Source organism: Streptomyces sp. NBC_01224 (assembly GCF_036002945.1).
In the GTDB taxonomy this organism is placed as follows: Bacteria; Actinomycetota; Actinomycetes; order Streptomycetales; family Streptomycetaceae; genus Streptomyces.
This window is the reverse complement of the sequence record NZ_CP108529.1, coordinates 5,431,546-5,454,494: the sequence shown is the minus strand read 5'-3', so window position 1 is coordinate 5,454,494 and position 22,949 is coordinate 5,431,546. Positions and strand designations below refer to the sequence as shown.

Annotated in this window: 15 protein-coding genes and 1 pseudogene; 6 read left to right on the top strand and 10 right to left on the bottom strand. The window is 70.2% G+C overall.

Features of this window, described 5'->3' with window-relative positions; all coding sequences use genetic code 11:
• Positions 1-106: 106 nt before the first annotated feature.
• On the bottom strand, positions 107-889 hold the full coding sequence (locus tag OG609_RS24500; protein ID WP_385654155.1) for an HNH endonuclease family protein: 783 nt from the start codon (positions 887-889) through the stop codon (positions 107-109).
• Between the two features lie 130 nt (positions 890-1,019).
• Positions 1,020-1,886 (bottom strand): SCO6745 family protein, encoded by an 867-nt coding sequence (locus OG609_RS24495; protein ID WP_327278168.1) that lies wholly within the window; start codon positions 1,884-1,886, stop codon positions 1,020-1,022.
• Between the two features lie 106 nt (positions 1,887-1,992).
• Here OG609_RS24495 and OG609_RS24490 point away from each other — a divergent pair, with 106 nt between their 5' ends.
• On the top strand, positions 1,993-2,601 hold the full coding sequence (locus OG609_RS24490; protein ID WP_327274786.1) for a TetR/AcrR family transcriptional regulator: 609 nt from the start codon (positions 1,993-1,995) through the stop codon (positions 2,599-2,601).
• Here the strand turns inward: OG609_RS24490 and OG609_RS24485 are convergent.
• The 3 genes from OG609_RS24485 to OG609_RS24475 all read right to left on the bottom strand — a co-directional run bounded on the left by OG609_RS24485 (position 2,531) and on the right by OG609_RS24475 (position 5,969).
• A complete protein-coding gene (locus tag OG609_RS24485; protein ID WP_327278167.1) occupies positions 2,531-4,375 on the bottom strand; it encodes an NACHT domain-containing protein in 1,845 nt (614 codons plus the stop codon). The two genes, OG609_RS24490 and OG609_RS24485, sit on opposite strands and share 71 nt — an antisense overlap.
• Before the next feature lie 278 nt (positions 4,376-4,653).
• On the bottom strand, positions 4,654-5,433 hold the full coding sequence (locus tag OG609_RS24480) for a GntR family transcriptional regulator (protein WP_327274785.1): 780 nt from the start codon (positions 5,431-5,433) through the stop codon (positions 4,654-4,656).
• Positions 5,430-5,969 (bottom strand): UTRA domain-containing protein, encoded by a 540-nt coding sequence (locus OG609_RS24475; protein WP_327274784.1) that lies wholly within the window; start codon positions 5,967-5,969, stop codon positions 5,430-5,432. Before OG609_RS24475 ends, OG609_RS24480 begins: the two co-directional genes overlap by 4 nt.
• Positions 5,970-6,119: 150 nt before the next feature.
• Between OG609_RS24475 and OG609_RS24470 the strand changes: the two genes are divergently transcribed.
• Positions 6,120-6,521 (top strand): ATP-binding protein, encoded by a 402-nt coding sequence (locus OG609_RS24470; RefSeq protein ID WP_327274783.1) that lies wholly within the window; start codon positions 6,120-6,122, stop codon positions 6,519-6,521.
• A gap of 55 nt (positions 6,522-6,576) precedes the next feature.
• On the opposite strand, the gene mfd is transcribed toward OG609_RS24470, so the two are convergent.
• Positions 6,577-10,107: a transcription-repair coupling factor gene (gene mfd, locus OG609_RS24465; RefSeq protein WP_327274782.1), complete on the bottom strand. Its 3,531-nt coding sequence runs from the start codon at positions 10,105-10,107 to the stop codon at positions 6,577-6,579.
• Positions 10,108-10,633: 526 nt separating this feature from the next.
• On the opposite strand from mfd, the pseudogene OG609_RS24460 reads away from it, so the two are divergent.
• Positions 10,634-11,167 (top strand): annotated as a pseudogene (locus OG609_RS24460) (helix-turn-helix transcriptional regulator); the annotation flags it as partial.
• Positions 11,168-11,321: 154 nt separating this feature from the next.
• Here OG609_RS24460 and OG609_RS24455 read toward each other — a convergent pair.
• Both OG609_RS24455 and OG609_RS24450 read right to left on the bottom strand, forming a co-directional pair.
• Entirely contained in the window at positions 11,322-13,907 is a 2,586-nt protein-coding gene (locus OG609_RS24455) for an ABC transporter permease (protein WP_327274781.1), read from the bottom strand.
• On the bottom strand, positions 13,904-14,692 hold the full coding sequence (locus OG609_RS24450) for an ABC transporter ATP-binding protein (RefSeq protein ID WP_327274780.1): 789 nt from the start codon (positions 14,690-14,692) through the stop codon (positions 13,904-13,906). Before OG609_RS24450 ends, OG609_RS24455 begins: the two co-directional genes overlap by 4 nt.
• Positions 14,693-15,213: 521 nt before the next feature.
• Here OG609_RS24450 and OG609_RS24445 point away from each other — a divergent pair.
• From OG609_RS24445 to OG609_RS24435, 3 genes are all read left to right on the top strand, one after another.
• Entirely contained in the window at positions 15,214-16,773 is a 1,560-nt protein-coding gene (locus OG609_RS24445) for an MFS transporter (protein WP_327278166.1), read from the top strand.
• Positions 16,774-16,971: 198 nt separating this feature from the next.
• Positions 16,972-17,436, top strand: a complete 465-nt coding sequence (locus OG609_RS24440) for a DUF485 domain-containing protein (RefSeq protein ID WP_327274779.1) — start codon at positions 16,972-16,974, stop codon at positions 17,434-17,436.
• 26 nt (positions 17,437-17,462) lie between these two features.
• Positions 17,463-19,058: a sodium/solute symporter gene (locus OG609_RS24435; RefSeq protein ID WP_327278165.1), complete on the top strand. Its 1,596-nt coding sequence runs from the start codon at positions 17,463-17,465 to the stop codon at positions 19,056-19,058.
• Positions 19,059-19,109: 51 nt separating this feature from the next.
• Here OG609_RS24435 and OG609_RS24430 read toward each other — a convergent pair whose 3' ends face one another.
• Positions 19,110-20,003 (bottom strand): cellulose-binding protein, encoded by an 894-nt coding sequence (locus OG609_RS24430; RefSeq protein WP_327274778.1) that lies wholly within the window; start codon positions 20,001-20,003, stop codon positions 19,110-19,112.
• Positions 20,004-20,185: 182 nt separating this feature from the next.
• A complete protein-coding gene (locus OG609_RS24425; protein ID WP_327274777.1) occupies positions 20,186-22,948 on the bottom strand; it encodes an SUKH-4 family immunity protein in 2,763 nt (920 codons plus the stop codon).
• Position 22,949 lies beyond the last annotated feature (1 nt).

The following is a 22,949-nucleotide window of genomic DNA, read 5'->3' as shown; positions in this document are numbered from 1 at the left end:
CTCCCGACACCACGGAACCCGCCCTCACCCGGGCGGGTTCCGTCTGAGCGTTAACACCCTCTGCCGCACCCATACATGGGGCTCCACCGCATCCCCCGGCACGCGATCACCCTCCGCACTGCTCCAGCATGGTCCGCTTGTCCGCGGTCGTCACCGGCAGTTCGTACTTCAGGGACACCTGCGCGAACCGCACCGCGTACGAGCAGCGGACCGGCTTGTACGGCGGCAGCCAGGAGGCGGGCCCCGAGTCCCGCTTGGCGTTGTTGGCCGGGCCGTCGACCGGGATGAGGTTGAGCGGGTCGTTGGCGATCTGCTGCCGCTTGGCCTCGTTCCAGCGTGCGGCGCCCATCTGCCAGTCGTACGAGAGGGGCATGACGTGATCGATCTGGACCTTGGTGGCCTGCTGCTTGCGCCAGTCGATGGTCGAGCCGGTGTACGGGTCCTTGAGGGTCATCGACACGACCACACAGTCCGAACCGGACCGGAACTTCACGTCCTTGCCGTCCCTGGCGAGGAGGTCGTTGCGGGTGTCGCAGCCGTTCCTCGCGAGCGGTATCCCGTCGACCGAGTCCTTCCACGCGTAGCCGAACTTGTCGCGCGCGTACCCGGTCTTCGGCCCCCGCCCCTTCGTCGCCACCTTCTCGATGATCTTCCGGCCGGCCGCCTTGTCCGCCTCGGAGGTGAGCGGTGCGAGCCCCGGCTTCGTACCGTCGGCGTTGTCGAGCGGACTGGCCCCGAATCCGGTGACGGCCTGTCCGCCGGCCTGAGACCCGTCCCCCTTCCGTCCGGTCCCGGAGGCCGCCTGCTCGGGGTCGCAGCCGGCCAGGGTCAGCACCGCCGCCACGCTGAGGGCGGGCAGCATCACTCGGTATGCGCGGGGAGATATCACTCGAAGCCGTCCTGACGGGGAGAAAGCCGAACCCGGGAATCCTACGGACGCCTTCCCCGCTGACGGGCGTTCATGAGTGCGCTTCCTGCAGGATGCGGCCGGAATCACACTGCCCGGCCCGCCCGGCCGCTCACACCTTCCCGATGCCCAGCGTCGTTTCGGACGGCAGCAGTCCGGAGCCGATCACCGCCACCCAGAGCGGCCCCAGCAACTCGACCAGCCGCTCCCGCTCCTCCTGACCGAGCGCCCGCCACGGGGCGGCAGCCGCCTCATCCGTACGCCGCTCGACTTCGGTGCGCAACGCCCGCCCCGCCTCGGCCGCCGTACCGTCCTCCGTCAGCAGCCCGCGCTTCACGAGCCGTTGACGAGCCGCCTGCCACTCCTCGTCACCCCACCCCCGGCTTGCGAACACCTCCGGGAGCGCCGCACCGATGGCGGCGAAGGAGACCAGCGACTCGACCGGATCGAGCCCGGCCCCGGCGAGCGCGGCAACATGCCCGTCCCCGCGATGCTCCCGCAGGATCGTCGCCGCCTGCCAGAGCACCAGATGCGGCTCTTCCGGCCAGAACAGGGCGGCGTTGGCCGCGGCGAGCGGGCGGCCGGCCGTGTCGGCAGCCTCCGCGACGCGTCGAACGAGCGCGGCGGTCTCGGCAAGCTCCGGACCGGCGACCTGCTCCCCCAGCAACCCCCGGTACGCACGGTCGACCGCCCGCGTCCGGGCGGCGAGCACCGCGCCGGAAGAGGCGACGGACCAGGCCGCGGGGACGTACTCGCGCACCATCGCCGGGCTGAAGCTGTAGAAGGTGTCGACCACCCGGTCGGTACCGACTTCCCCGAGCGGCGCGGCGCGCCAGGCGAAGTAGCTCGGCCAGCGCTCATCGGTGCGGTAGCCGAGCCCGGCAGCCTCCTCGAAGGACTCCGGCGCGTAGTACAGAACAGCATGCAGGGGCTCCAGCAGGTGCCACATCTGCCGCACCCGGCCCAGCTCCTCGGACATGTCTCCGCCCTCCACAGCGTCACGCATCTTGTCACTGACTAGATCCCAAGAGTGCTCTCCCCTTCCTGAACTTGTCAATGACTAGATTCCGCGTAATCTGCTGCACATGACCAACGAGCGCACCTATCACCACGGCGACCTGCGACGCGCCGTCCTCACCGCCGCACTCGATGTCATCCGCACCGAGGGCCCGGGTGCACTGAGCCTGCGCGACCTGGCACGCCGGGCCGGCGTCTCCCACGCGGCCCCCGCCCATCACTTCAAGGACCGCACGGGCCTGCTCACCGCCATCGCCGCCGAGGGCTACACCCTCTTCGCCGACGCACTGGCCGACGCCCCGGACCTACGGGAGCGGGGCGTGCGGTACGTACGGTTCGCCACCGACCACCCGGCACACTTCCAGGTGATGTTCCAGCCCGACCTCCACCGCACCGACGACCCCGAACTGCTCGCCGCGAAGGCCCGCGCCACGACGGAGCTGCGTGCGGGCGTCACCGACCTCCCCACCGCCGGACGCGGCGACGACACCCGGCTCGCGGGCCTCGCCGCCTGGTCCCTGGCCCACGGTTTCGCCACCCTGCTGCTGAACGGCAATCTGGAGGGGGCGGTGGGCGGCCGGGACCCGGAGGAGGTGTTCCGGTCGCTCACGGAGTTGTTGTTCGCATCGGCGGATGAGCGGTCGGCGTCGGGAGGGCCGGAACGGGGTGGCGCGTGAGCCACTCCTGAAACTCGCGATGCCGGAACTGGTAGGCGGCACCGGTCACCCGGATCAGTCCTGCCGTCCGGGACCACTCCAGGAAGCGGCTCAGGCGGAACGGAAGTCGTCGGCAGTTGACCAGTAGCCAGCACGCATACATGGCCGTGGGGCCGCTCAAAGCAAAGTAAAACGACCCGAATATGGCGAAGATCAGAAGGTCGGCGGTCGGCCCAAGACCCGCTGAACGGCTGAGGAACACCAGAACAGCCGCGGGCCACAGGACAATCAGGGCGAAGAAAGCGCCTGTACGTGGCCAGCCGGACGGCCCTACCGCCGCTGATCCGAGGAAGTAGGCGGAGAACATGATGAAGAACAGCGCGGGCGTGAACAGCATCGCCACGGTCATCGGCCAGTTCTCCATACCACCGAATCGTTGAGGTGCTGCGGCCCGCCACATGGCGAGGACGGGCCAGATCGCGGTGACGCGCACCGCCCAGCGCCCGCTCCCGCTCCGTGCCAGCCGCATCCCCACCCGCCACAGAGGGCTGCCCCACGGGGGCAGGGCGAAGTCGGCGCGTCCCCAAAGACTCATCTTGCTGGAACGCAGATATCGGAACCCGATGCCCCCCACCACTACGAGGACAGCGGACAACCCCCAGGTCACCGCATCCGTGTCCCCGTCGGACAGCAGAAGCGCAACCGGGACGAGCGCGAAGACCCCGACCAGAACGGCGTACAACCGCCTCGCCCACACCGCCCCCGGGGAGTGTACGAGTTCGGACAACACCAGATCCGTCCTGCCACTTCCCCGCGCCTGGAGACCGCATGCGAGGGTGCCCAGCCACGCGTGCACATCCTCGGGTGCGCACCGGCTCCGTGTTCCCGCGACAGCGCGGACGGACGACTGGATGAAATGGCCGTGGAGTACATCGCCCACTTCCTCCCGCGTGGTGCATGTCAGAAGTTCGCTGGGATCATTGGCCTGCTCGTACGCCGTGGCCACGAGCACCAATCGCCACGGCGTGGAGAGCGAACTAGCCAGCAGGCCCTGAGGGCGAGCACGCAACTCGTCCAGGATCGGGGCCCATGCGGCCTGACGGTAGGCCGCCCCCGCGCGCCGCGAGAGGAATCCCGCAGCCGCCTCGGCACTCACCGGGTCGATCTCGACCCGTGCCGTGTCCAGCATCGGCCTTCCGGAAGCTTCGAGCGCGTCGTAGAGATCCGTTCGGCACGTCAGGACGAGTGGTGCGGGTTCCAAGCCCTCCTGATAGTCGGCCAGAGCGTCCAGCGCGCCCTGGGCCCGTGACTCGGCGAGCGGGACTTCCGCCCTGTCCATTTCATCGAGACCATCGATGACCGGGAGCACCAGTCCCGCGTCCACGAGCTGACCGGCACGCTTCCACGATCTGCCGTAGTCGCGCACCAGATGTCTGACGACCCAGTCACGGAAGCTCTCCTCCCGCTCCCAGTCCCCGAGTGCGATCAGCACCGGGACGGGGTCGCCGTCCGCCCTGGTTTTGTTGAGCTCGGCCACGAAGGAACGGGCCAGCACCGATTTCCCGGCTCCCGGCTGGCCGGTAACCACCAGGCGCCGGGGTCTGAGGGCCTGGTAGTCAGCGACCAGACCGTCCAATCGTCCGGCCGGCGCCAAGGGGGGCGCCGCGCCTCTGGCGTGTGCGTAAGGGCGGAACCTGTAAGTGATATCCGCGACGACCCGATCCCCGCCCAACACCCGACGTGACAGCGGCTCCGCGAGCGCCACGGCTTGGCTCAGTTGTCGCGCTGCGGCCATATCGCCCACCATCGCACTGGCCCGCTGCGTTGCCCACACCCCGAACACTGTCGCGACCAACGTCAGGGCCGTGAGCAGCATCCCGACGACGCCCACGCGGTCCGACAGGTTCTCCGCACCCTGCCCTGGGCGCAGGACGTACAGCAGGCAACAGGCCAACAGCACGCACGTCACCACGATCCAGCGATTCCGGGTTTTGTTCTCCGTGCCCCTTTCCATTCGTCGCATCCTGCCTCACGGATCTGACAAACCGGCCGGGCGAACCCGCAAGGCACCGCTCAGTCGGGGACGAACGCGTACTGCACCTCGTACAGATGGCCCGCCTTGACCATCACCGTCGCTTCGATGGGCCGGTCGTCATCGCTATGGACGATGCGCAACGTGCGCAGTACGGGCAGGTCGCCGGGGAGTCGGAGCAATCGGTACTGATCCTGGGTGGCGACACGCGCGGACACTCGGTCCACGCTGATCCGAGGTGGATAGCCCAGTGCCGTGAGGAGGGTAGGCGTACCACCGGCAATTCTGCGGCGTTCGGTGAGGGCGGTACCGCGGGCGATGTCCAACGGGTAGTAGGAGGCAACGAGTTCCGCCGGTTCGTCGTCGATCGACAGCAACTGACGCCGGAGGACCGCAGTGCCGCCCGGCTGAAGGCCCAGCGCCGCAGCGACGTCTGCCGGAGGCTTCTCCTCGGCCACCTCGATCAGTGTGCTGTGGGCGCGCGCACCCGAGTTCACCGCTTCGCTCAGCCAACGGTACGGCTCACCGGAGGCCACAGGGGCCATGTATGCGGCCGGGCGTATCGTCCGCTGCCGGTGCTCGCGAACGGTCACCGACGCGCCTGGACGTCCAATGACCAACCGTTCGCCTTTGAGGAGTTGCAACGCCTTCTGCACGGTGGCATTCGAAGCGGAGAACCGCTCCTTGAGTTGCGCGGTGGAGGGAATACCGGCTCCCGGTGCCAGATCCCCGGACATGATCTCGTCGCGCAGATCCGCCGCGATCCGCTCATGCAGGGAGCGCCGGTCCGGTGTCTCGTCGTCCACTCTGGGCACAGTCATCCGATCCTGATCTCGTACCGCAGTCTCTGACCCCGCGGGGACATGACCATCACATCAGCCTGGACGGGGCGGTCATCCCCGCTCAGCGTGAGTCGCGTCAGTTCGAGCACCGGCTCACCTGCCTCCAGCGACAAGGACGCCCTCTCGCCTTCGGACGGCATACGGGCCACCACATCCTCCTGCGCCCGGACACCGGCATAGCCGAGATCGGCAAGCAGCCGGATGGCCCCTCCCCGGATTTTTCCCGTTGCGGCCAGCCCGGTTCCCCGAGCGATCTCCAACGGGTAGTAGGTGTCGGTCAACTCGCACGGATCGCCATCGAGGTACATGATCCGCCGTCGCTCGACGACACGACCGCCACGCTCCACCAGGAGGAGGTCGGCCACTCTGTCCGGTGCGACCACCTCCCCTGCGCACACGATCCGCTGGGTACCTCGTCGCCCTTCGGCCGCCGACTCGGCCCCCCAGGCATCGCTTTCGCCCCGGGCGGGTGGCGCCAGGTACCGAGCGGATGTGCCGACCCTCTCTTCACCCACGACCTTCCCCTTCGCAGTCGACGCCCGAGACACCCTGCCGCTGCACACGGTAGGCGAAGCATTCGGGCCCCCCAAAGGATACCTTGCCACTTTTCGCGAATAGCAGTACGGTGTGCGCGTTATGCCCCACGAGCAAGGCGGTGGACCACCGTGTCTCTGTCGCAGCAACGGCGCTTTCCCCGACGACGCACCTCTGTCGGTGCCTCACGCGACTTCGTCGTCGATGTCCTCACGGAGTGGCAGCTCACACCCTTGATCGATGACATAAAGCTCTGCGTCTCGGAACTGGCGACCAATGCCCTGCTGCACGGCGTCCCGCCGGCAAGGGAGTTCGCCGTCCGCCTCCACGCAACAGAGGATCTTGTGCGCCTGGAGGTGCGGGACAGCGGCGGCGGACGACCGGCGATCCAGCACGCGGAAGATGACTGCTGCTCGGGACGCGGCTTATTCCTGGTCGGTGAACTGGCCGCGGAGTTCGGCATCGACCACCACATCGTCGGCAAAACCGTCTGGCTCACATTCAAGAGGCCTGCCGCTCCATTCGTCCCATGAAAGGGATCGGCCCCGCCGAACATCCGACGGGGCCGAGGCAGGAGGCGTTCCGGGGCTACGACCCCAGAATCGTCGTGAGGAACTCCCCCGTCCACGCCAGCAGTTCGCGGCCGACGACCGGCTTGCCGCCGATCCTGCCGGCGGTGGGGCGCGGGACCAGGATCTGGTGGACGGCCGGCTTGATGATCGTCTTCGGGTAGAGGCGCTTCAGGCGGAGCTCCTGCGACTCGCGCAGCTCGACCGGGGCGAACCGGATGTTCGAGCCCTGGAGCACGATCTCGCCGACGCCGCAGGCGCGGGCCAGCATGCGCAGGCCCGCGACCAGGAGCAGGTTCTCGACCGGCTCGGGGAGCTTGCCGTAGCGGTCGGTGAGTTCCTCGCGGACCGCCCTGATGTCGTCCTCCGTGTTGGCGGAGGCGATGGCGCGGTATGCCTGAAGGCGCAGCCGCTCGCCGGGGGCGTAGTCGTGGGGGACGTGTGCGTCGACCGGGAGCTCGATCTTGACCTCCAGGGGCAGCTCCTCCTCCACACCGCCTTCGAGGGAGGCCCGGTAGTCGGCCACCGCCTCGCCGACCATGCGTACGTACAGGTCGAAGCCGACGCCCGCGATGTGGCCGGACTGTTCGCCGCCCAGGAGGTTTCCGGCGCCCCGGATTTCGAGGTCCTTCATCGCGACGTACATGCCCGCGCCCATCTCGGTGTGCTGGGCGATCGTGGCCAGGCGCTCGTGGGCCGTTTCGGTGAGCGGCTTCTCCGGGGGGTAGAGGAAGTACGCGTAGCCGCGTTCCCTGCCACGGCCCACGCGGCCGCGCAGCTGGTGGAGCTGGGAGAGGCCGAAGTTGTCGCCGCGCTCCACGATCAGGGTGTTGGCGTTGGAGATGTCGATGCCGGACTCGACGATCGTCGTGGAGACCAGGACGTCGAACTTCTTCTCCCAGAAGTCCACCACCACCTGCTCCAGAGACTGTTCGGACATCTGGCCGTGGGCGGTCGCGATCCTCGCCTCGGGGACGATCTCGCGCAGGCGCGCGGCGGCGCGGTCGATCGACTCGACGCGGTTGTGGATGTAGAACGCCTGGCCCTCGCGGAGCAGTTCGCGGCGGATCGCCGCACCGATCTGCTTCTCCTCGTACGGGCCGACGAAGGTGAGGACCGGGTGGCGCTCCTCGGGAGGCGTGGTGATCGTCGACATCTCGCGGATGCCCGTCACGGCCATTTCGAGCGTACGGGGGATGGGCGTCGCGGACATGGTGAGGACGTCCACATTGGCGCGGAGCTTCTTCAGCTGCTCCTTGTGCTCGACGCCGAAGCGCTGCTCCTCGTCGACGATGACCAGGCCCAGGTCCTTGAACTTCGTCTCGGAGGAGAAGAGGCGGTGGGTGCCGATGACCAGGTCGACGGAGCCCTCGCGGAGCCCTTCCAGGGTCGACTTGGACTCGGATTCGGACTGGAAGCGGCTCAGCGCCCTTACGCTGACCGGGAATTGGGAGTAGCGCTCGGTGAACGTTCCGTAGTGCTGCTGGACCAGGAGGGTCGTGGGCACGAGGACGGCGACCTGCTTGCCGTCCTGGACCGCCTTGAAGGCCGCCCGTACCGCGATCTCCGTCTTGCCGTAGCCGACGTCGCCGCAGATCAGCCGGTCCATCGGGACGGACTTCTCCATGTCCTCCTTGACCTCGGCAATGGTGGTGAGCTGGTCGGGCGTCTCCGCGTACGGGAAGGCGTCCTCCAGTTCGCGCTGCCACGGGGTGTCCGGGCCGAAGACATGGCCGGGGGCCGCCATCCGCGCCGAGTAGAGCTTGATCAGGTCGGCGGCGATCTCCTTGACGGCCTTCTTTGCGCGCGCCTTGGTCTTGGTCCAGTCGGCGCCGCCGAGCCGGTGCAGGGTGGGCGCCTCGCCGCCGACGTACTTGGTGACCTGCTCCAGCTGGTCGGTCGGGATGTACAGGCGGTCGCCGGGCTGGCCGCGCTTGGCGGGGGCGTACTCGACGAGGAGGTACTCGCGGGTGGCGCCCTGCACGGTGCGCTGCACCATTTCGATGTAGCGGCCCACACCGTGCTGTTCGTGGACGATGTAGTCGCCCGTCTCCAGCGTCAGCGGATCGATGGTCTTGCGGCGGCGGGCCGGCATCCGGCCCAGGTCCTTGGTGGCGGTGCGCTGGCCGGTCAGATCCGTCTCGGTGAGGACGGCGAGCTTGAGCGCCGGGTCGACGAAGCCTTGGTCGATCGCGCCGCAGGAGACGTGGACCAGCGACGGGGAGATCTCCGCCAGGTCGGGGTCCAGGCGGGCCGCGATGCCCTCGCCGCTCAGCACCTCGACGGTTCGGGAGGCGAGCCCCTGCCCCTCGGTGACGTACACCGTGCGCCAGCCGTCGGCGATCCAGCCCTTGGTGTCGGCGAGCGCGCGGGCGGTGTCGCCGCGGTACGACTCCGGGGCGTGCATCGTGAGCTTGAGGGTGTCCTCGTCGAGCTCGTCGTCCGCGGCGAACGGGGAGACCGACCACCACATCATCTCCAGCTCGCGGGCCCGGTCACGGACATCCGCGATGCCCCGAAGGGAGGCCGCACCGACATCGATCGGGGCCTCGCCTCCGCCCGCGGTGGCCGCCCAGGACGCCTGAAGGAACTCCTGGCTGGTGGCGACCAGGTCCGCCGCCCTGGTCCGGACCCGCTCCGGGTCGCAGACCAGCGCCATCGAGCCCTTGGGCAGCACGTCGAGCAGCAGTTCCATGTCGTCGACGAGAACCGGTGCGAGGGACTCCATGCCCTCCACCGCGATCCCCTCGGCGATCTTGCCGAGCAGTTCGCCCAGCTCCGGGTGGAGTTCGGCGAGGGCGGCGGCCCGCTCGCGCACCTCGTCGGTCAGCAGCAGCTCGCGGCAGGGCGGCGCCCACAGCCCGTGCTGGGCGATCTCCAGCGACCGCTGGTCGGCGATCTTGAAGTAGCGGATCTCCTCGACGTCATCACCCCAGAACTCCACTCGAAGGGGGTGCTCCTCGGTCGGCGGGAAGACGTCCAGGATGCCGCCGCGCACGGCGAACTCGCCGCGCTTCTCGACCAGTTCGACCCTGGAGTACGCGGCCGCCGCGAGCGCGTCGACCGTCTTGCCGAGGTCGGCGCTCTGTCCGATGCGCAGCGCTACGGGTTCCAGGTCGCCGAGCCCCTTGACCTGCGGCTGGAGCACGGAGCGGACCGGCGCGACGACGACCTTGACCGGGCCGGTCTCCGGGTCGTCCTTCCTCGGGTGCGCCAGGCGCCGCAGCACGGCGAGGCGGCGGCCCACGGTGTCGGAGCGGGGCGAGAGCCGCTCGTGCGGCAGGGTCTCCCAGGACGGGAACTCGGCGATCGTGTCCGGCGGCAGCAGGGTGCGCAGCGCGGCCGCCAGGTCCTCGGCCTCCCGGCCGGTCGCGGTGACGGCGAGCACGGTCCGTCCGGCCTCACGGGCCAGCGCGGCCACGGCGAAGGGGCGGGCGGCGGGCGGACCGACGAGGTCGACGTGCATCCGGTGGCCGTCGGTGGCGGCCTTCACCGCTTCGGAGAGTGCCGGATCACGTACGACGACATCCAGCAGGCCGTGCAGGCTCATGAAGGGCTTCCGTCCGGGTAACGAGGGCGAGGTCTGACAGCCGGCTGCTGACAGGGGGCAACGCGAGGGGCAACACGAAGGACCCGACACGTCTCACGGGCCGGGGGGGTTCCAGCGTACGACTCCCGTGTGACAGCCGCGTGCGCAATCGCCCGGGGCAGGAGGAGTGCGGCCTGATTCCGGCGGACGGCGGTGGGTGGGTCCGCGGGTCCGCCCGGGTGCGGCCGGGGTTCCGGTCGGCGCGGGTACCGGCCGGGGTTCCGGGTGGCGCGGGTACCGGCCGGGGTTCCGGTCGGTGCCGTCCGTCGTGCGCCCGGCGCCGCTCGTCGCGGGCCACACGCCGTTCATCTCCGTATCGCACACAGTTGTGTCCGGCATCGTCACAGAAACGATCCCAGCGTCTACGCTTTGGCCGAAGATTCCACAAACAGTTGCACGGGCAGTGAGCACGGCAGCCGTCGACCCGCACTCACGGGCAACCCCCGGAAGTGCGCGGCCACGCATGGACCAGGCAGCGGGGGCACACGTGGGCGAGAACGAGATGTCCATATTCGGAGTCTCGGAGGCCGAGGAAGAGGTCTACCGGCATTTCCTGCGCAACCCCGGCACCGCCACCGACGACCTGCACCTCCTGTTGCACACCGACCCGCGGGTCGCACGCTCGTGCATCGACCGGCTCCAGGAGCTCGGACTGCTCCATCCCGAGGGCTCCGACCTGCGCATTTTTCCGACGGACCCCGAAGTCGCGCTGGCCCGGCTGATCGACTTACGTCTGCACTCCCTCCACCAGGAGCTGCAGCGTGTCACCCGGTCCCGCCATGTCATCGACGGTCTACGCGCGGAGCAGGGGGCGCGAAGACCCCCTCCACCGGGCATTGAGCAACTGGAGGGGCTCGCGCAGATCCGCAACCGGATCGACGACCTCGCGTTCTTCGCCCGGGACGAGATCCTCTCCGTGGAGCCGTACACAAAACTGTCGCCCGAGAACATCGCCCGCTCGCGCCCGCTGGACCTGCGATGTCTGCGGCGCGGCGTGGGGGCGTGCTCGGTCATGTCAGCTTGCTGCACGGACCACGGCAGCTTCGTGCAATCGGTTCCGGCCACGGAGTGTCCGGAGGAACACCCCGCGCCGTACGGACACGAATCCGGCCCCGGAGTGTTTGGAGGAACACCCCGGGGCCGGATCAGTCATCCTACGTCGGTCGTCACCCTCGCTATTCCGTGGCGATCGCGTTCAGGACGTTCATCCTGCCCGCCCGGAACGCCGGGACCAGGGCCGCGAACAGGCCGACGAAGGCCGAGGCGACGAAGACCGTGAGGATCGTCGGCCACGGGATCTCCAGGACGTTGAGGCCCTCCAGGGCCAGCAGCTTCTGGGCCGCCGTGCCCCAGCCCATGCCGAGGCCGAGGCCGAGCAGGGCGCCGAAGACCGCGATGACCACCGACTCCAGGCGGATCATCCGGCGCAGCTGGCGGCGGGAGAGGCCGATGGCGCGCATCAGGCCGATCTCGCGGGTCCGCTCGACCACCGACAGGGCCAGGGTGTTCACCACACCGAGCACCGCGACGATGATCGCGAGCGCAAGCAGGCCGTAGACGATGTTCAGCAGTTGGCCGATCTGGTCCTTCAGCTGCTGCTTGAAGTCGGCCTGGTTCTGCACCTCGTACTGCGGGTACTTGACGAGGGCGGCCTTCAGCGCGGCGTACGCCTCCTTCTCCTTGCCGTCCGCGGCCTTCGCGAACATCATCATGTTCTTCGGCAGGCTGTCGGCGGGGACGTACCGCGCGGCGGTCGCGACGTTCGTGTACATCGCGCCCTTGTCGATGTTCACGTCGTCCGAGGTGATCGCGGCGAGCCTCAGCTTCGCGGTCTCGCCGCCCCTGAACGCGACGGTGAGCCGGTCGCCGACCTTGAGGTGGTGCTTGGTGGCGTACGTGTCACCGACGGACATGGCGTCCTTGCCGTACGCGTCGGCCAGCTTCCCGGCGACCGTCTCGCGCCGGACGTCCTCCTGGTACGTGGGATCCACGGCGGCCAGGGCCTTGTTCTCGGTGGTGCCGTCGGGGGCCGTGATCCCGGCGCTGACGACCTTGTAGCCGGTGAGGTGCTCGATGTCCGGCACGGACTCCAGGGACTTGACCGCCTGGTCCACGAGGAGCGTCGGGTTGCCGCCGGCCGGCTGGACGATGAAGTCGGCGCCGACCGACTTGTCGAGTTCCTCGGTGGCCGAGGCGACCATGGAGGAGCCGACGACGGAGAGGCAGGCCACCAGGGCGAGGCCGATCATCAGGGCGGCGCCGGTCGCTCCGGTGCGGCGCGGGTTGCGCAGGGCGTTGCGCTCCGCGAGCCGTCCGACGGAGCCGAACATCCGCAGCATGACCGCGCTCAGCACCCGGACCACGAAGCCGGCCAGCAGCGGGCCGATCACGATGAAGCCGATCAGGGTGAGGACCACGCCCACAGCGAGGAAGAGCGAGCCCTCGCTCGACTTGTCGGCCCGCGTCGCGGCGAAGAGCGCGGTGCCGCCGGCGAGGGTGAGGACCAGGCCGATCGCGGCCCTGACCCGGCCGGCCCGGCCGTCCGCCGGGGTTCCGGCGTCGCGCAGGGCGGCCATCGGGGAGATCTTCCCGGCGCGACGGGCCGGAATGTACGCGGCGACGACGGTCACGATGATGCCGAGCGCGAGGCCGACGACCGGGGTCGTCCAGGCGACCGTGAGGTCGTCGGTGGACAGTTCCATGCCCACGGCGCCCATGAACTTCATCAGGCCGACGGCGAGGCCGATGCCCGCACCGACGCCGAGGACGGAGCCGAGGATGCCGAGGAACAGCGCCTCGATGAGTACGGAACGGTTGACCTGCTTGCGGCTGGAGCCGATGGCCCGCATCAGGCCGATCTCGCGGGTGCGCTGGGCGACCAGCATCGAGAAGGTGTTGACGATCAGGAAGATGCCGACGAGGAAGGCGATTCCGGCGAAGCCGAGCATCGCGTACTTCATGACGTCGAGGAAGGAGCCCATCGAATTCTTGTTGGCGTCCGCGGCCTCCTTCTGCGTCTGGAGCTTGTACGCGGAGGTGTCACCGAGCGCCGTGGCGACGGCCTGCTTCAACTGCGTGTCACTGACGCCCTGTTCGGCGGTGACGGAGATGAGGCTGAAGACGTCCGGCTTGCCGAGCAGTTTCGTCTGCGCGGTGACGGTGTCGAAGTAGACGACCGCCGCACCGGGGTTGGTGACCTTGAAGGTGGCGATGCCGCTGATCTTCGCGTTGATGTCGCCGGTGGCGGCGATGGTGCGCAGTTCGTCACCGAGCTTCAGGTCGTGCTTGTCGGCGGTGTCGGCGTCGACCATCACCTCGGTCGGGCCGCGCGGTGCGTGGCCGGAGGTGATCTCCATCGAACGCAGGTCGTTCTTCGTCCAGTTGCCCGCGATCGTCGGGGCGCCCGTCGTGGAACCCATGTTCTTGTTGTCGCTGTCGACAACGGTGACGGACATGCTGGAGACCGCGCCCTCGGCGGCCTTCACGCCGGTGGCCTTGCCGACCTGCTGGACGGCGGAGGCGGGGAGCGTGACGGGCTTGCCGTTCTCCGGAAGCCGGTCGTCGTCCTCGGGGGTCTTCGGGCTGACGGTGACATCGGCCGACGTCGCGGCGAAGAGCTTGTCGAACGTGGTGTTCATGGTGTCGGTGAAGACGAGCGTGCCGCACACGAACGCCACCGACAGCAGGACCGCGACGGCGGAGAGCGCCATTCGTCCCTTGTGCGCGAAGAAGTTGCGCCTCGATGTCTTCCAGACGGTCATGACGTCCGCCCGCGCGAGTCGAAGTCCTTCATGCGGTCGAGTACCTGGTCGGCCGTCGGGTTGTGCATCTCGTCGACGATGCGTCCGTCGGCGAGGTACAGCACCCGGTCCGCGTAGGAGGCGGCGACGGGGTCGTGGGTGACCATGACGATGGTCTGGCCCAGCTCGTCGACCGACCTGCGCAGGAAGCTCAGCACCTCGGCGCCGGCCCGCGAGTCCAGGTTTCCGGTGGGCTCGTCACCGAAGATGATCTCCGGTCGGGCGGCGAGCGCCCTGGCCACCGCGACGCGCTGCTGCTGGCCGCCGGAGAGCTCGGTGGGCCGGTGCTTCAGCCGCTCGGCGAGACCGACCGTCTCCACGACCTGCCGCAGCCAGGCCGCGTCGGGCTTGCGGCCCGCGATGTCCATCGGCAGCGTGATGTTCTCCAGGGCGTTCAGCGTCGGGAGCAGGTTGAACGCCTGGAAGATGAAGCCGATCCGGTCCCGGCGGAGCTGGGTGAGCTTCTTGTCCTTGAGCCCGGTGATCTCGGTCTCGTCGAGGTGGATCTGCCCCGAGGTCACGGTGTCCAGGCCGGCCAGGCAGTGCATCAGGGTCGACTTGCCGGAGCCGGACGGTCCCATGATCGCCGTGAACTGCCCGCGGGCGATGTCCACATCGACATGGTCGAGCGCGACGACCCGGGTCTCCCCCGCCCCGTACGCCTTGACGACCTGTCGCGCTCGCGCAGCGACGGCCGTACGCCCTCCAGTGCCCCCGTGCCTGGGAATGGTTACAGCCGTTGTCACGGTTTTTCTCCTATGTCGGTCAGCTGTCGGTCAGCTATGTCGGTCAGCATTTTTCGGTCAGCTTCGGAATGTCGCGGGTGTACCCGTGAAGTCTGGTGTTCCGAGGGGGTCCGGCGCCCTGGTGCACAGCGCAGTCTTCGGGTGGGGTTTTCCCCACCCCGCCCCCCTGCGGTCAGCCGCATTCGCGGTGGGAATCAGCCGCTTTTTGCGGTGTAGGAACACGCTAAGGAACGGGCCCCCGCCGTCACGTCCTCCGCCGGGAGGAACCACCCCCGGGCAAAACTGAGGAGCGTCCCCTAGGGGTCTCGGCCCCCGGGTGGAGACCGGCCTCAGGGACTGGACCCTTGGGTGCACTCGGGGTGCACTCGCCGGGGTCCGCAGAGGTCTTCGGACACGCCCCCAACAGCGGCACCCTCCCCGCCGGGATCCGTGGGTGAGACAGTGTCCCGAGAAAATACGTGCAGGGGGAAGGAATCTTGGTGAGCGGCGCGGGCGGCAATGCGGGCGGCGATACCGAAGCGATGTCCGGGCCCGGGGCCGGCCCGGCCCCCTCTCCCGAGACGCCGCGCGGACGCGGCCCGGTGGTCGCCGCCCTGATGCTCGGGATGGCCCTCTCGGCCATCGACGGCACCATCGTCTCCACCGCCGTCCCGCAGATCGTCGGCGACCTCGGCGGCTTCTCCGTCTTCTCGTGGCTGTTCTCCGGCTATCTGCTGGCCGTGACGGTCTCCCTGCCGGTGTACGGAAAGCTCTCCGACACCTTCGGCCGCAAGCCGGTCCTGATCGCCGGCATCGCCCTCTTCCTGTTCGGCTCGGTGCTCTGCGCCGCCGCCTGGAACATGGCCGCGCTGATCGCCTTCCGGGTCGTCCAGGGGCTGGGCGGCGGTGCCCTGCAAGGCACCGTGCAGACCATCGCCGCGGACCTCTACCCGCTCAAGGAACGCCCGAAGATCCAGGCCAAGCTGTCGACCGTGTGGGCCACTTCGGCGGTCGCGGGGCCGGTGATCGGCGGGCTGTTCGCGGTGTACGCCGACTGGCGCTGGATCTTCCTGATCAATCTGCCGGTCGGGGCGCTCGCACTCTGGCTCGTCGTACGTCACCTCCACGAGCCGTCCGGCACCCGCCGGGCGGCCGGCGCGCCCCGCCCCCGCATCGACTGGGCGGGCGCCCTCGCCGTCTTCGCCACCGGCGCCCTGCTGCTGACCGCGCTCGTCCAGGGCGGGGTCGCCTGGCCCTGGCTCTCCGCCCCGTCCCTCGGGCTGCTGGCCGGCAGCATCGCGCTCGGCGCGCTGACCGTCGTCATCGAGCGGCGGGCCGCCGAGCCGATCATTCCCGGCTGGGTCTGGCGGCGGCGGTCCATCGCCTCGGTCAATCTGGCGCTGGGCGCGATGGGGCTGCTGATGGTCGCCCCCACGGTCTTCCTGCCGACGTACGCCCAGTCGGTGCTGGGCCTCGGCCCGATCGCCGCGGGATTCGTCCTGTCCGTGATGACCCTGAGCTGGCCGGTGTCGGCGGCCTTCTCCAACCGCGTCTACAACCGCATCGGCTTCCGCCGCACCGCGATCATCGGCATGAGCTGCGCCCTGCTGATACTGCTCGCCTTCCCGCTGCTGCCGTATCCGGGCGAGCCCTGGCAGCCCGCCCTGATCATGCTGCTGCTCGGTGCGGCGCTCGGGCTGTTCCAGCTACCGCTGATCGTCGGGGTCCAGTCGACGGTCGGCTGGGCCGAGCGCGGCACGACGACCGCCTCCGTACTCTTCTGCCGCCAGGTCGGCCAGAGCGTCGGCGCCGCGCTCTTCGGGGCCGTCGCCAACGGGGTCCTCGCCTCCCGGCTGGCCGCCGCCCCGGTTCCCGGGCTGCCGGGCGACCTGGACGCGATCTCGCACGCCCTGGACGACCCGGGCAGGCTCTCGGCCGCGGCGACGGACTATCTGCGGCGGGCCGTCGACGCCGCCGTCGACCACGTCTACCTGGGTGCCGCCGGGGCTGCGGCGCTCGCCCTGCTGGTGCTGGTCTTCGTGGCCCCGCGCCGTTTCCCGGTCCTCACCGAGGAGTCCGGGAACGACGCCCCGGCGCCATAGACGTCCGCATCGCATTGCGGAGCAGAGAGACTCCATTCGGCAAGACCTCATGCAACTGAGCCATTACCGTGGGTAGTTCAGGCCAACCTCTCCCCAACCGCCATACCCGCGAGTAATGTTCGCGCTTCCGACAGCACAACCGCACTCCTGCCTTGCCGTCCAGCCCAGGACCCGAGCCATGCAAGGAGCAGCACCCAGATGTCGTACGGAAGCCCGCCCCCGTCCCCGTACTCCTCCTGGCCCGGACGGCTGCCGAAGCCGTCCCGGCGGCATCAGCCCCCGCCTCCGCATGACCCCGAACACCTGCTGCCCTGGCAGAGTTCGGAGCCCTCACCGCCCCCGGAACAGCCGAGCGCTCCCACCACTCCCGTGTCCGTCCCGGGCCATCACGGCGATCTGCGCCGACTGCGCACCGCGTACCGGCTACTGCGGCGCATCACGACCCTGACCGCACTCGGCTACTTCGTCGTCTTCCTGCTGCTCTCCGGATTCGCCAAGGACCTGATGGACCGCCCCCTGTTCGGCGGTCTCAACATCGGCCTGGCGCTGGGACTCTGTCAGCTCCCCGTGACACTGCTCGCCATCGTCCTCTACGAGCGGACCGCCCGGAGCACCGTCGATCCGCTCGCCGCACGGCTCCGAAGAGCGGGAGCGGCCCAGTGAACGGATTCGACGATTCCGCGCAGTCGATGTCCCTGGTGGCATTCCTCGCCGTGGCCACCGTGGCGCTGCTGCTCTGTGTGATGACCGGCCCGGACCGCGACGACCTCGATGAGTTCTACGCCGGCCCCCGCTCGCTCTCGCCCCTGCAGAACGGCCTCGCAATCGCGGGCGACTACCTCTCCGCGGCCACGGTTCTCGGCACCACCGGCATCATCGCCCTCACCGGATACGACGGGATGATCCTCGCCCTGAGCATCACTCTCTCGCTCGTCCTGCTGATGTTCCTGCTGGCCGAACCGCTGCGCAACGCGGGCGGGTTCACCATGGGCGACCTGCTCGTGCGCCGCGCCCCCGGCCGCGCGGTCCGTATCACCGCCTGCGCGGCCACCATCGCCGCGCTCGTTCCGATGATGGTCGTCCAGCTCGCGAGCAGCGGCGATCTGTTCTCCTTCATTCTGGGGTTCGACAGCTCCGGGTTCCGCACCGGCGCCATCATCGGCCTCGGCATCCTGATGATCGGCTACGCGGCGATCGGCGGCATGAAGGGCACCGCGCTGATCCAGATCGTGAAGACCGTGGTCCTCTTCGTCGCCGCGTTCACCATCTCCGTACTGATCATGAACCGCTTCGACTGGGACACCGGCGCCCTGCTCTCGGCCGCCCGGGCAGGCAGCGGCGAGGGGGCCGCGTATCTGCGCTCGGGGCTCCAGTTCGACGGCAGCGGACTCGACATGGTCAGCTCCGAACTGACCGTGGTGCTCGGCGCCGCCTGTCTGCCACACGTCACCATGCGCATGACGAGCGCTCGCTCCACGCAGGCCGTCCGCCGCTCGCTGTCCTGGGCGGTCGCCGTGGTCGCCGGGCTCTGTCTACTGCTCGTCGTCATCGGTATCGGCGCGGGGGCGCTCGTCGGCCACGACCGCATCACCGCCGCCGGGGCGTCCGGAAACAGCTCGATCCTCCAGATCAGCGGTGTGGTGGCGGGCGGTGGCCGGCTGGGCGCGCTGGTCGTCACGACGATGACGACGGCGATCTTCCTGACTCTGCTCGCCTCGGTCGCCGGAATGATCCTGGCCTGCGCGAACTCCCTCGCGCACGATCTCTTCGCCCACGGCCTGCACGGGGTGCGCGACCCGGACAGGAAGCCGCTGCCGGGCCTGTCCGAAATGCGTACAGCACAGGCCGCAGCGATCGTCGTCGGGCTGCTCGCCACCACACTCGCCGTCGTGGCCAGGCACTGGAACGTACAGGCGCTGGCGACGCTCTCGTTCTGTGTCGGTGCCTCGGCGCTGGCCCCGGCGCTCGTCTACAGCATGTTCTGGCGGCGCTTCACCCGTACCGGACTGCTCAGCACCCTGATCGTCGGCACCGTCACCGTCATGGTGCTGATCACCGGCACCAATCTCGTCTCGGGCTCACCGTCCTCGGTCTTCCCCGAGTACGACTTCAACTGGTTCCCGTTCACCACGACCGGGCTCATCTCCATCCCGGCCGGTTTCCTGGCGGGATGGCTGGGAACGGTACTCGAGCGGCGCACAGCGGCCGAAGAACGCCGACAGTACGAGGCCGAGGAACCGCGAATCCTGGCGGGCGCACCGCAGAATACGGCGGCCCGCCCCTGAGGAACCCCCCGTGTCCGAAGGCGAAGGTCCCGGAGGTCACCCGACAGGCTCTCAGTCCTCCGCCGGGGCCACCCGCCCGGTGAGCGCCGCGAGCGAGTTCCGCACGTGCGCCATGTGCGCCTGGACCTCCTCGCGGCCCTCCTCGTGCTCCCGCAGGATCCGCTCCGTCTCCCGGACCACCCGCTCCTCACGGACCCTGGCCGCCGCGATCAGCTCCGCACCCTGCGCCTCTGCATCCTCCTGGCCGTGCCGTGCGGCCTCCTCGGTCCGAGCCAGCGCCCGCCGCGCCTCGGCCAGGCGGGCCTCCGCCTGCTCGGTCAGCTCGTCGTGGTGCGCGGTCTGCGCGGCCTCGGCCTCCGCCACCTCGTGTTCGGCCGCCTTCCACCGCTCGGAGTGCTCCTGCTCCTGGTGCGCGAGGACGCTCGCGGTACGGCGACGCGTCTCGGCCATCGCGGACTCCGCCTGCTCCCGCGTCTCCGCGGCCTCCTTGCGGGCCTCGGCGACGGTCTCCTCGGCGGTGCCCCCGGCCGTGATCAGCGTCCCGTCGGCGTACTTCTCGGCCGCCGTCCGCATCGCCTCACAGTCCGCACGCGCCGACTCGCGGAGCCCGCGGCCCGCCTCGTCCGCCGCGTCCCGCAGCGCCTGCGCCTCCTCCTGGGCGGCGCCCCGTACGTCCCGGGCCTCGCTCTCGGCGAGCGCCAGGATCTGCCGGGCGCGCTCACCGAGCGATTCGTAGTTCTGCGGGGCAAGTTTGGCGACGACCTCGCTCAGCCGGACCGACTCGGCCGAAAGCTCCTCCACCAGCGCGGTCAGCCGGGACACCTGCTCCCACGCCTCGTCCCGCTCGGCCGACAGCCCGGCCACGGTGCGGTCCACCTGCTCCGGACGGTAGCCACGTCCTCGTACGCCGACGAAGCCATGCGCGGACACCGGTGCAGAACTCATCCTTGAAGCCTCTTTCCGACTCTCCGACCACCAGCAATACGTCAAGGATGCGGCAATTGACTCAGAAGTCGGAATCGTTTCGCTGCTTTCCGGACGGAAGCGACGGGCATCACAGGCCCCACATGACGCGGCGCCCGGCCCCCCTCTCGGGGAGCCGGGCGCCGTCCGCAGAGCCTGCCGGGTCAGATCAGCCCGTCCCACATCTGCTCAAGGAGCACCGACCACCAGCTCTCCGGCGACGCCAGCGCCGCCGCGTCCAGCGCCACCAGCTGGGCCTGGAAGTCGACCGTCCAGCGGCCCGCCTGCTCCGGGTTGAGCCCGAAGCGCAGCCGCCACATCCGGCCGAGCAGTGCCATCGAGCGCTGGAACTCCGGCAGCCCGGTGTTCACGAACTGCGGCGCCACCGACTGACTGTGCCCGCCCGCGGGGGAACCCGCCTCGACCGGCACCGCCACGATGTTCGCGGTGCCGTACTGGACACAGATCGCCCGCCCGAAGTCGGACCCCATGACGAGGTACGACCCCGCGTCGGGGGCTGCCTGTACCTGCCGCTGTGCGGCCAGCTCGGCCAGCGTCGGCACCACCGGCTGGCCCGGCTGCGCCCAGAAGAACGGCCCGAAGTCGGCGGGCAGCCCCGCCCACACCAGCGTCCGCGCCACGGCCTCGGGCACACCCTGGCGGGACACCGCGCGCTGATCGAAGCGGAGGATGCCCTGCGGACCGAAGGTCTGCACCATCTCCTGGGCGAGGGCCTCCGGCGGCACCGGCGGCGCGGGCGGCATCTGCGGCAGCGGAGCCCGGACCGGCGCGGGACGAGCCGGCCCGTCCGCGACCTGGTGCAGTTCCCCCTGATGGGTGAGCAGATGCTGCATGCCCTGCTGGCGGCTGGCGTGATCGGTGCCGTACGGGGCGACGCTGGTGATCCGCACCTGCGGCCAGGTCTCACGGATCATCCGCGCGCAGTAGCCACCGGGCAGCTCGCACGACTCCAGCTCGGTGTGCAGCTCGATGACCTGCTGCGGCGGCACGTTCATGGCCCGCAGCTCGTGCAGCATCTGCCACTCGGGGTGCGGGGTGCCCGGCGCCGAGCGGCGGATCAGCTGCTGCTCGCTGCCGTCGGGAGCGCGGTAGCGCAGCACGGCCTGATAGCCGGGGCCGACGGTCGGCTGACCGGTCGGCGCCTGCGGATATCCGTACGCCGGGGGCGGCGGGGTGTGCGGATTCGGCGGTATGGGGCCGGGGGCGCCGCCCTGCGGCATTCCCGGCGGACCGGGCGGACCGGGCGGCTGCGGCGCGGACGGCCCGACCTGGCCGGGGCCCGCGAGCATCGTCGCCGCATGGTGCACCCCGCCACCGGGCGGCGGCGTCGAACCGGGAGGAGCGGGGGGCGCCGGAGGCCCGGGAGGGCCGGGCGGCTGCGGGGCCCCAGGGACTCCGGGCGGACCCGGAGGCTGCGGCACACCCAGGCCACCCATGCTCGGGTCCGCGAACATCGTCGCCGCATGGTGCAGCCCGCCACCGGGCGGAGGCGTCGAACCAGGAGGAGCGGGGGGCACGGGAGGGCCGGGCGGCTGCGGGGCCCCAGGGACTCCAGGCGGACCCGGAGGCTGCGGCGCACCCGGGCCACCCATGCTCGGGTCCGCGAACATCGTCGCCGCATGGTGCACCCCGCCACCGGGCGGCGGCGTCGAACCAGGCGGAGCGGGGGGCGCCGGAGGCCCAGGAGGGCCGGGCGGCTGCGGGGCCCCAGGGACTCCAGGCGGACCCGGAGGCTGCGGCACACCCAGGCCACCCATGCTCGGGTCCGCGAACATCGTCGCCGCATGGTGCACCCCGCCACCGGGCGGCGGCGTCGAACCAGGCGGAGCGGGGGGCGCCGGAGGCCCAGGAGGGCCGGGCGGCTGCGGGGCGCCGGGCGGGCCCTGCTGGGGGACGAGCTGCGTCGGCAGGTACCCGCCCGCCGGAGCGCCCGGCGCACCCGGTCCCGAGGGCGGTGGCACGGGCGCACCCGGCCTGGCGCCCGGGGTGCCGGGGGCACCGGGCGGCGGCGGGGTCGTCGAACCGCCCCCGCGCGCACCGCGCGGCGGCACGACGGCCTTGCTGGTGGCCGCATCCGCGATGTCACCGGCGCCAAGGCCGGGAGCACTCGGTGCAGGTGTTCCGGGTGCAGGTGTGCCGATTCCCTGCTGGTCCAGGCCGGGGACGACCGCCGTCCGGGGCAGCTGGCTGCCACCGGACATCAGAGCGGTCGGCGCATCGGCCGGTACGACCGGCGGCGGGGTGCCGTCGTCGTCGGCGCCCGAGAGCGGCGGTGCGAACACCGTGGCCGGCAGGGGCACCGCACCGTCGTCGGAGCCCGCGTTGGTGTCGGTCCCGGCCCAGGGGGTCGACCCGACGGGCACGTTCGGCGGGGAAGCCGGAACGCCGTCGTTGGCGGTGGGCTCGTACGCGACCGGCCCGCCCGGCGAACCGTGCGCAGCCGCGGGCGCGGGAGCTGCAGGCGCGATGGGGGGAGGAGCGGTCGAAGGGGCCGAAGGAGCCGCGTCCGCGGCCCGGTCCGCCCGACGGTCCGGGATGCCCAGCTTGTCGGCCGCTTCCTGGAGCCACTCCGGGGGGCTCAACAGGAAGGACGTCTGGTTCAAGTCGATGCGCTGCGGCAGCTCCGGAGCGGCCGGTGCCGCATCGTGTGCGCCGTACTCCTCCTCGTACCGCCGGATCACCTCGCCCACCGACAGCCCCGGCCACAGGGTGGCCTCCCCGCTGTCCCTGGCAATCACCAGCCGCTGCCGGCCGCCGTCCGAGACGGGACCCTCGGCACGGTCCTCGCCCCACACCACGAAACCCAGCTCGAACTCCCGTACCCGCACATCGCGGTGCTGGTAGGCGGGCACGTCGCCGTTGATCCACTCGTCCGCGCGCTCCTGCGCCTGCGCAAAGGTCACCATC

Coding starts and splice junctions, on each gene's coding strand:
- OG609_RS24495 (WP_327278168.1), bottom strand. CDS start 1,886: ATGTCCGAGGAGCTGGGCCGGGTGCGGCAGATGTGGCACCTGCTGGAG.
- OG609_RS24490 (WP_327274786.1), top strand. CDS start 1,993: ATGACCAACGAGCGCACCTATCACCACGGCGACCTGCGACGCGCCGTC.
- OG609_RS24485 (WP_327278167.1), bottom strand. CDS start 4,375: ATGGCCGCAGCGCGACAACTGAGCCAAGCCGTGGCGCTCGCGGAGCCG.
- OG609_RS24480 (WP_327274785.1), bottom strand. CDS start 5,433: ATGACTGTGCCCAGAGTGGACGACGAGACACCGGACCGGCGCTCCCTG.
- mfd (WP_327274782.1), bottom strand. CDS start 10,107: ATGAGCCTGCACGGCCTGCTGGATGTCGTCGTACGTGATCCGGCACTC.
- OG609_RS24455 (WP_327274781.1), bottom strand. CDS start 13,907: ATGACCGTCTGGAAGACATCGAGGCGCAACTTCTTCGCGCACAAGGGA.
- OG609_RS24445 (WP_327278166.1), top strand. CDS start 15,214: ATGTCCGGGCCCGGGGCCGGCCCGGCCCCCTCTCCCGAGACGCCGCGC.
- OG609_RS24440 (WP_327274779.1), top strand. CDS start 16,972: ATGTCGTACGGAAGCCCGCCCCCGTCCCCGTACTCCTCCTGGCCCGGA.
- OG609_RS24435 (WP_327278165.1), top strand. CDS start 17,463: ATGTCCCTGGTGGCATTCCTCGCCGTGGCCACCGTGGCGCTGCTGCTC.
- OG609_RS24430 (WP_327274778.1), bottom strand. CDS start 20,003: ATGAGTTCTGCACCGGTGTCCGCGCATGGCTTCGTCGGCGTACGAGGA.
- OG609_RS24425 (WP_327274777.1), bottom strand. CDS start 22,948: ATGGTGACCTTTGCGCAGGCGCAGGAGCGCGCGGACGAGTGGATCAAC.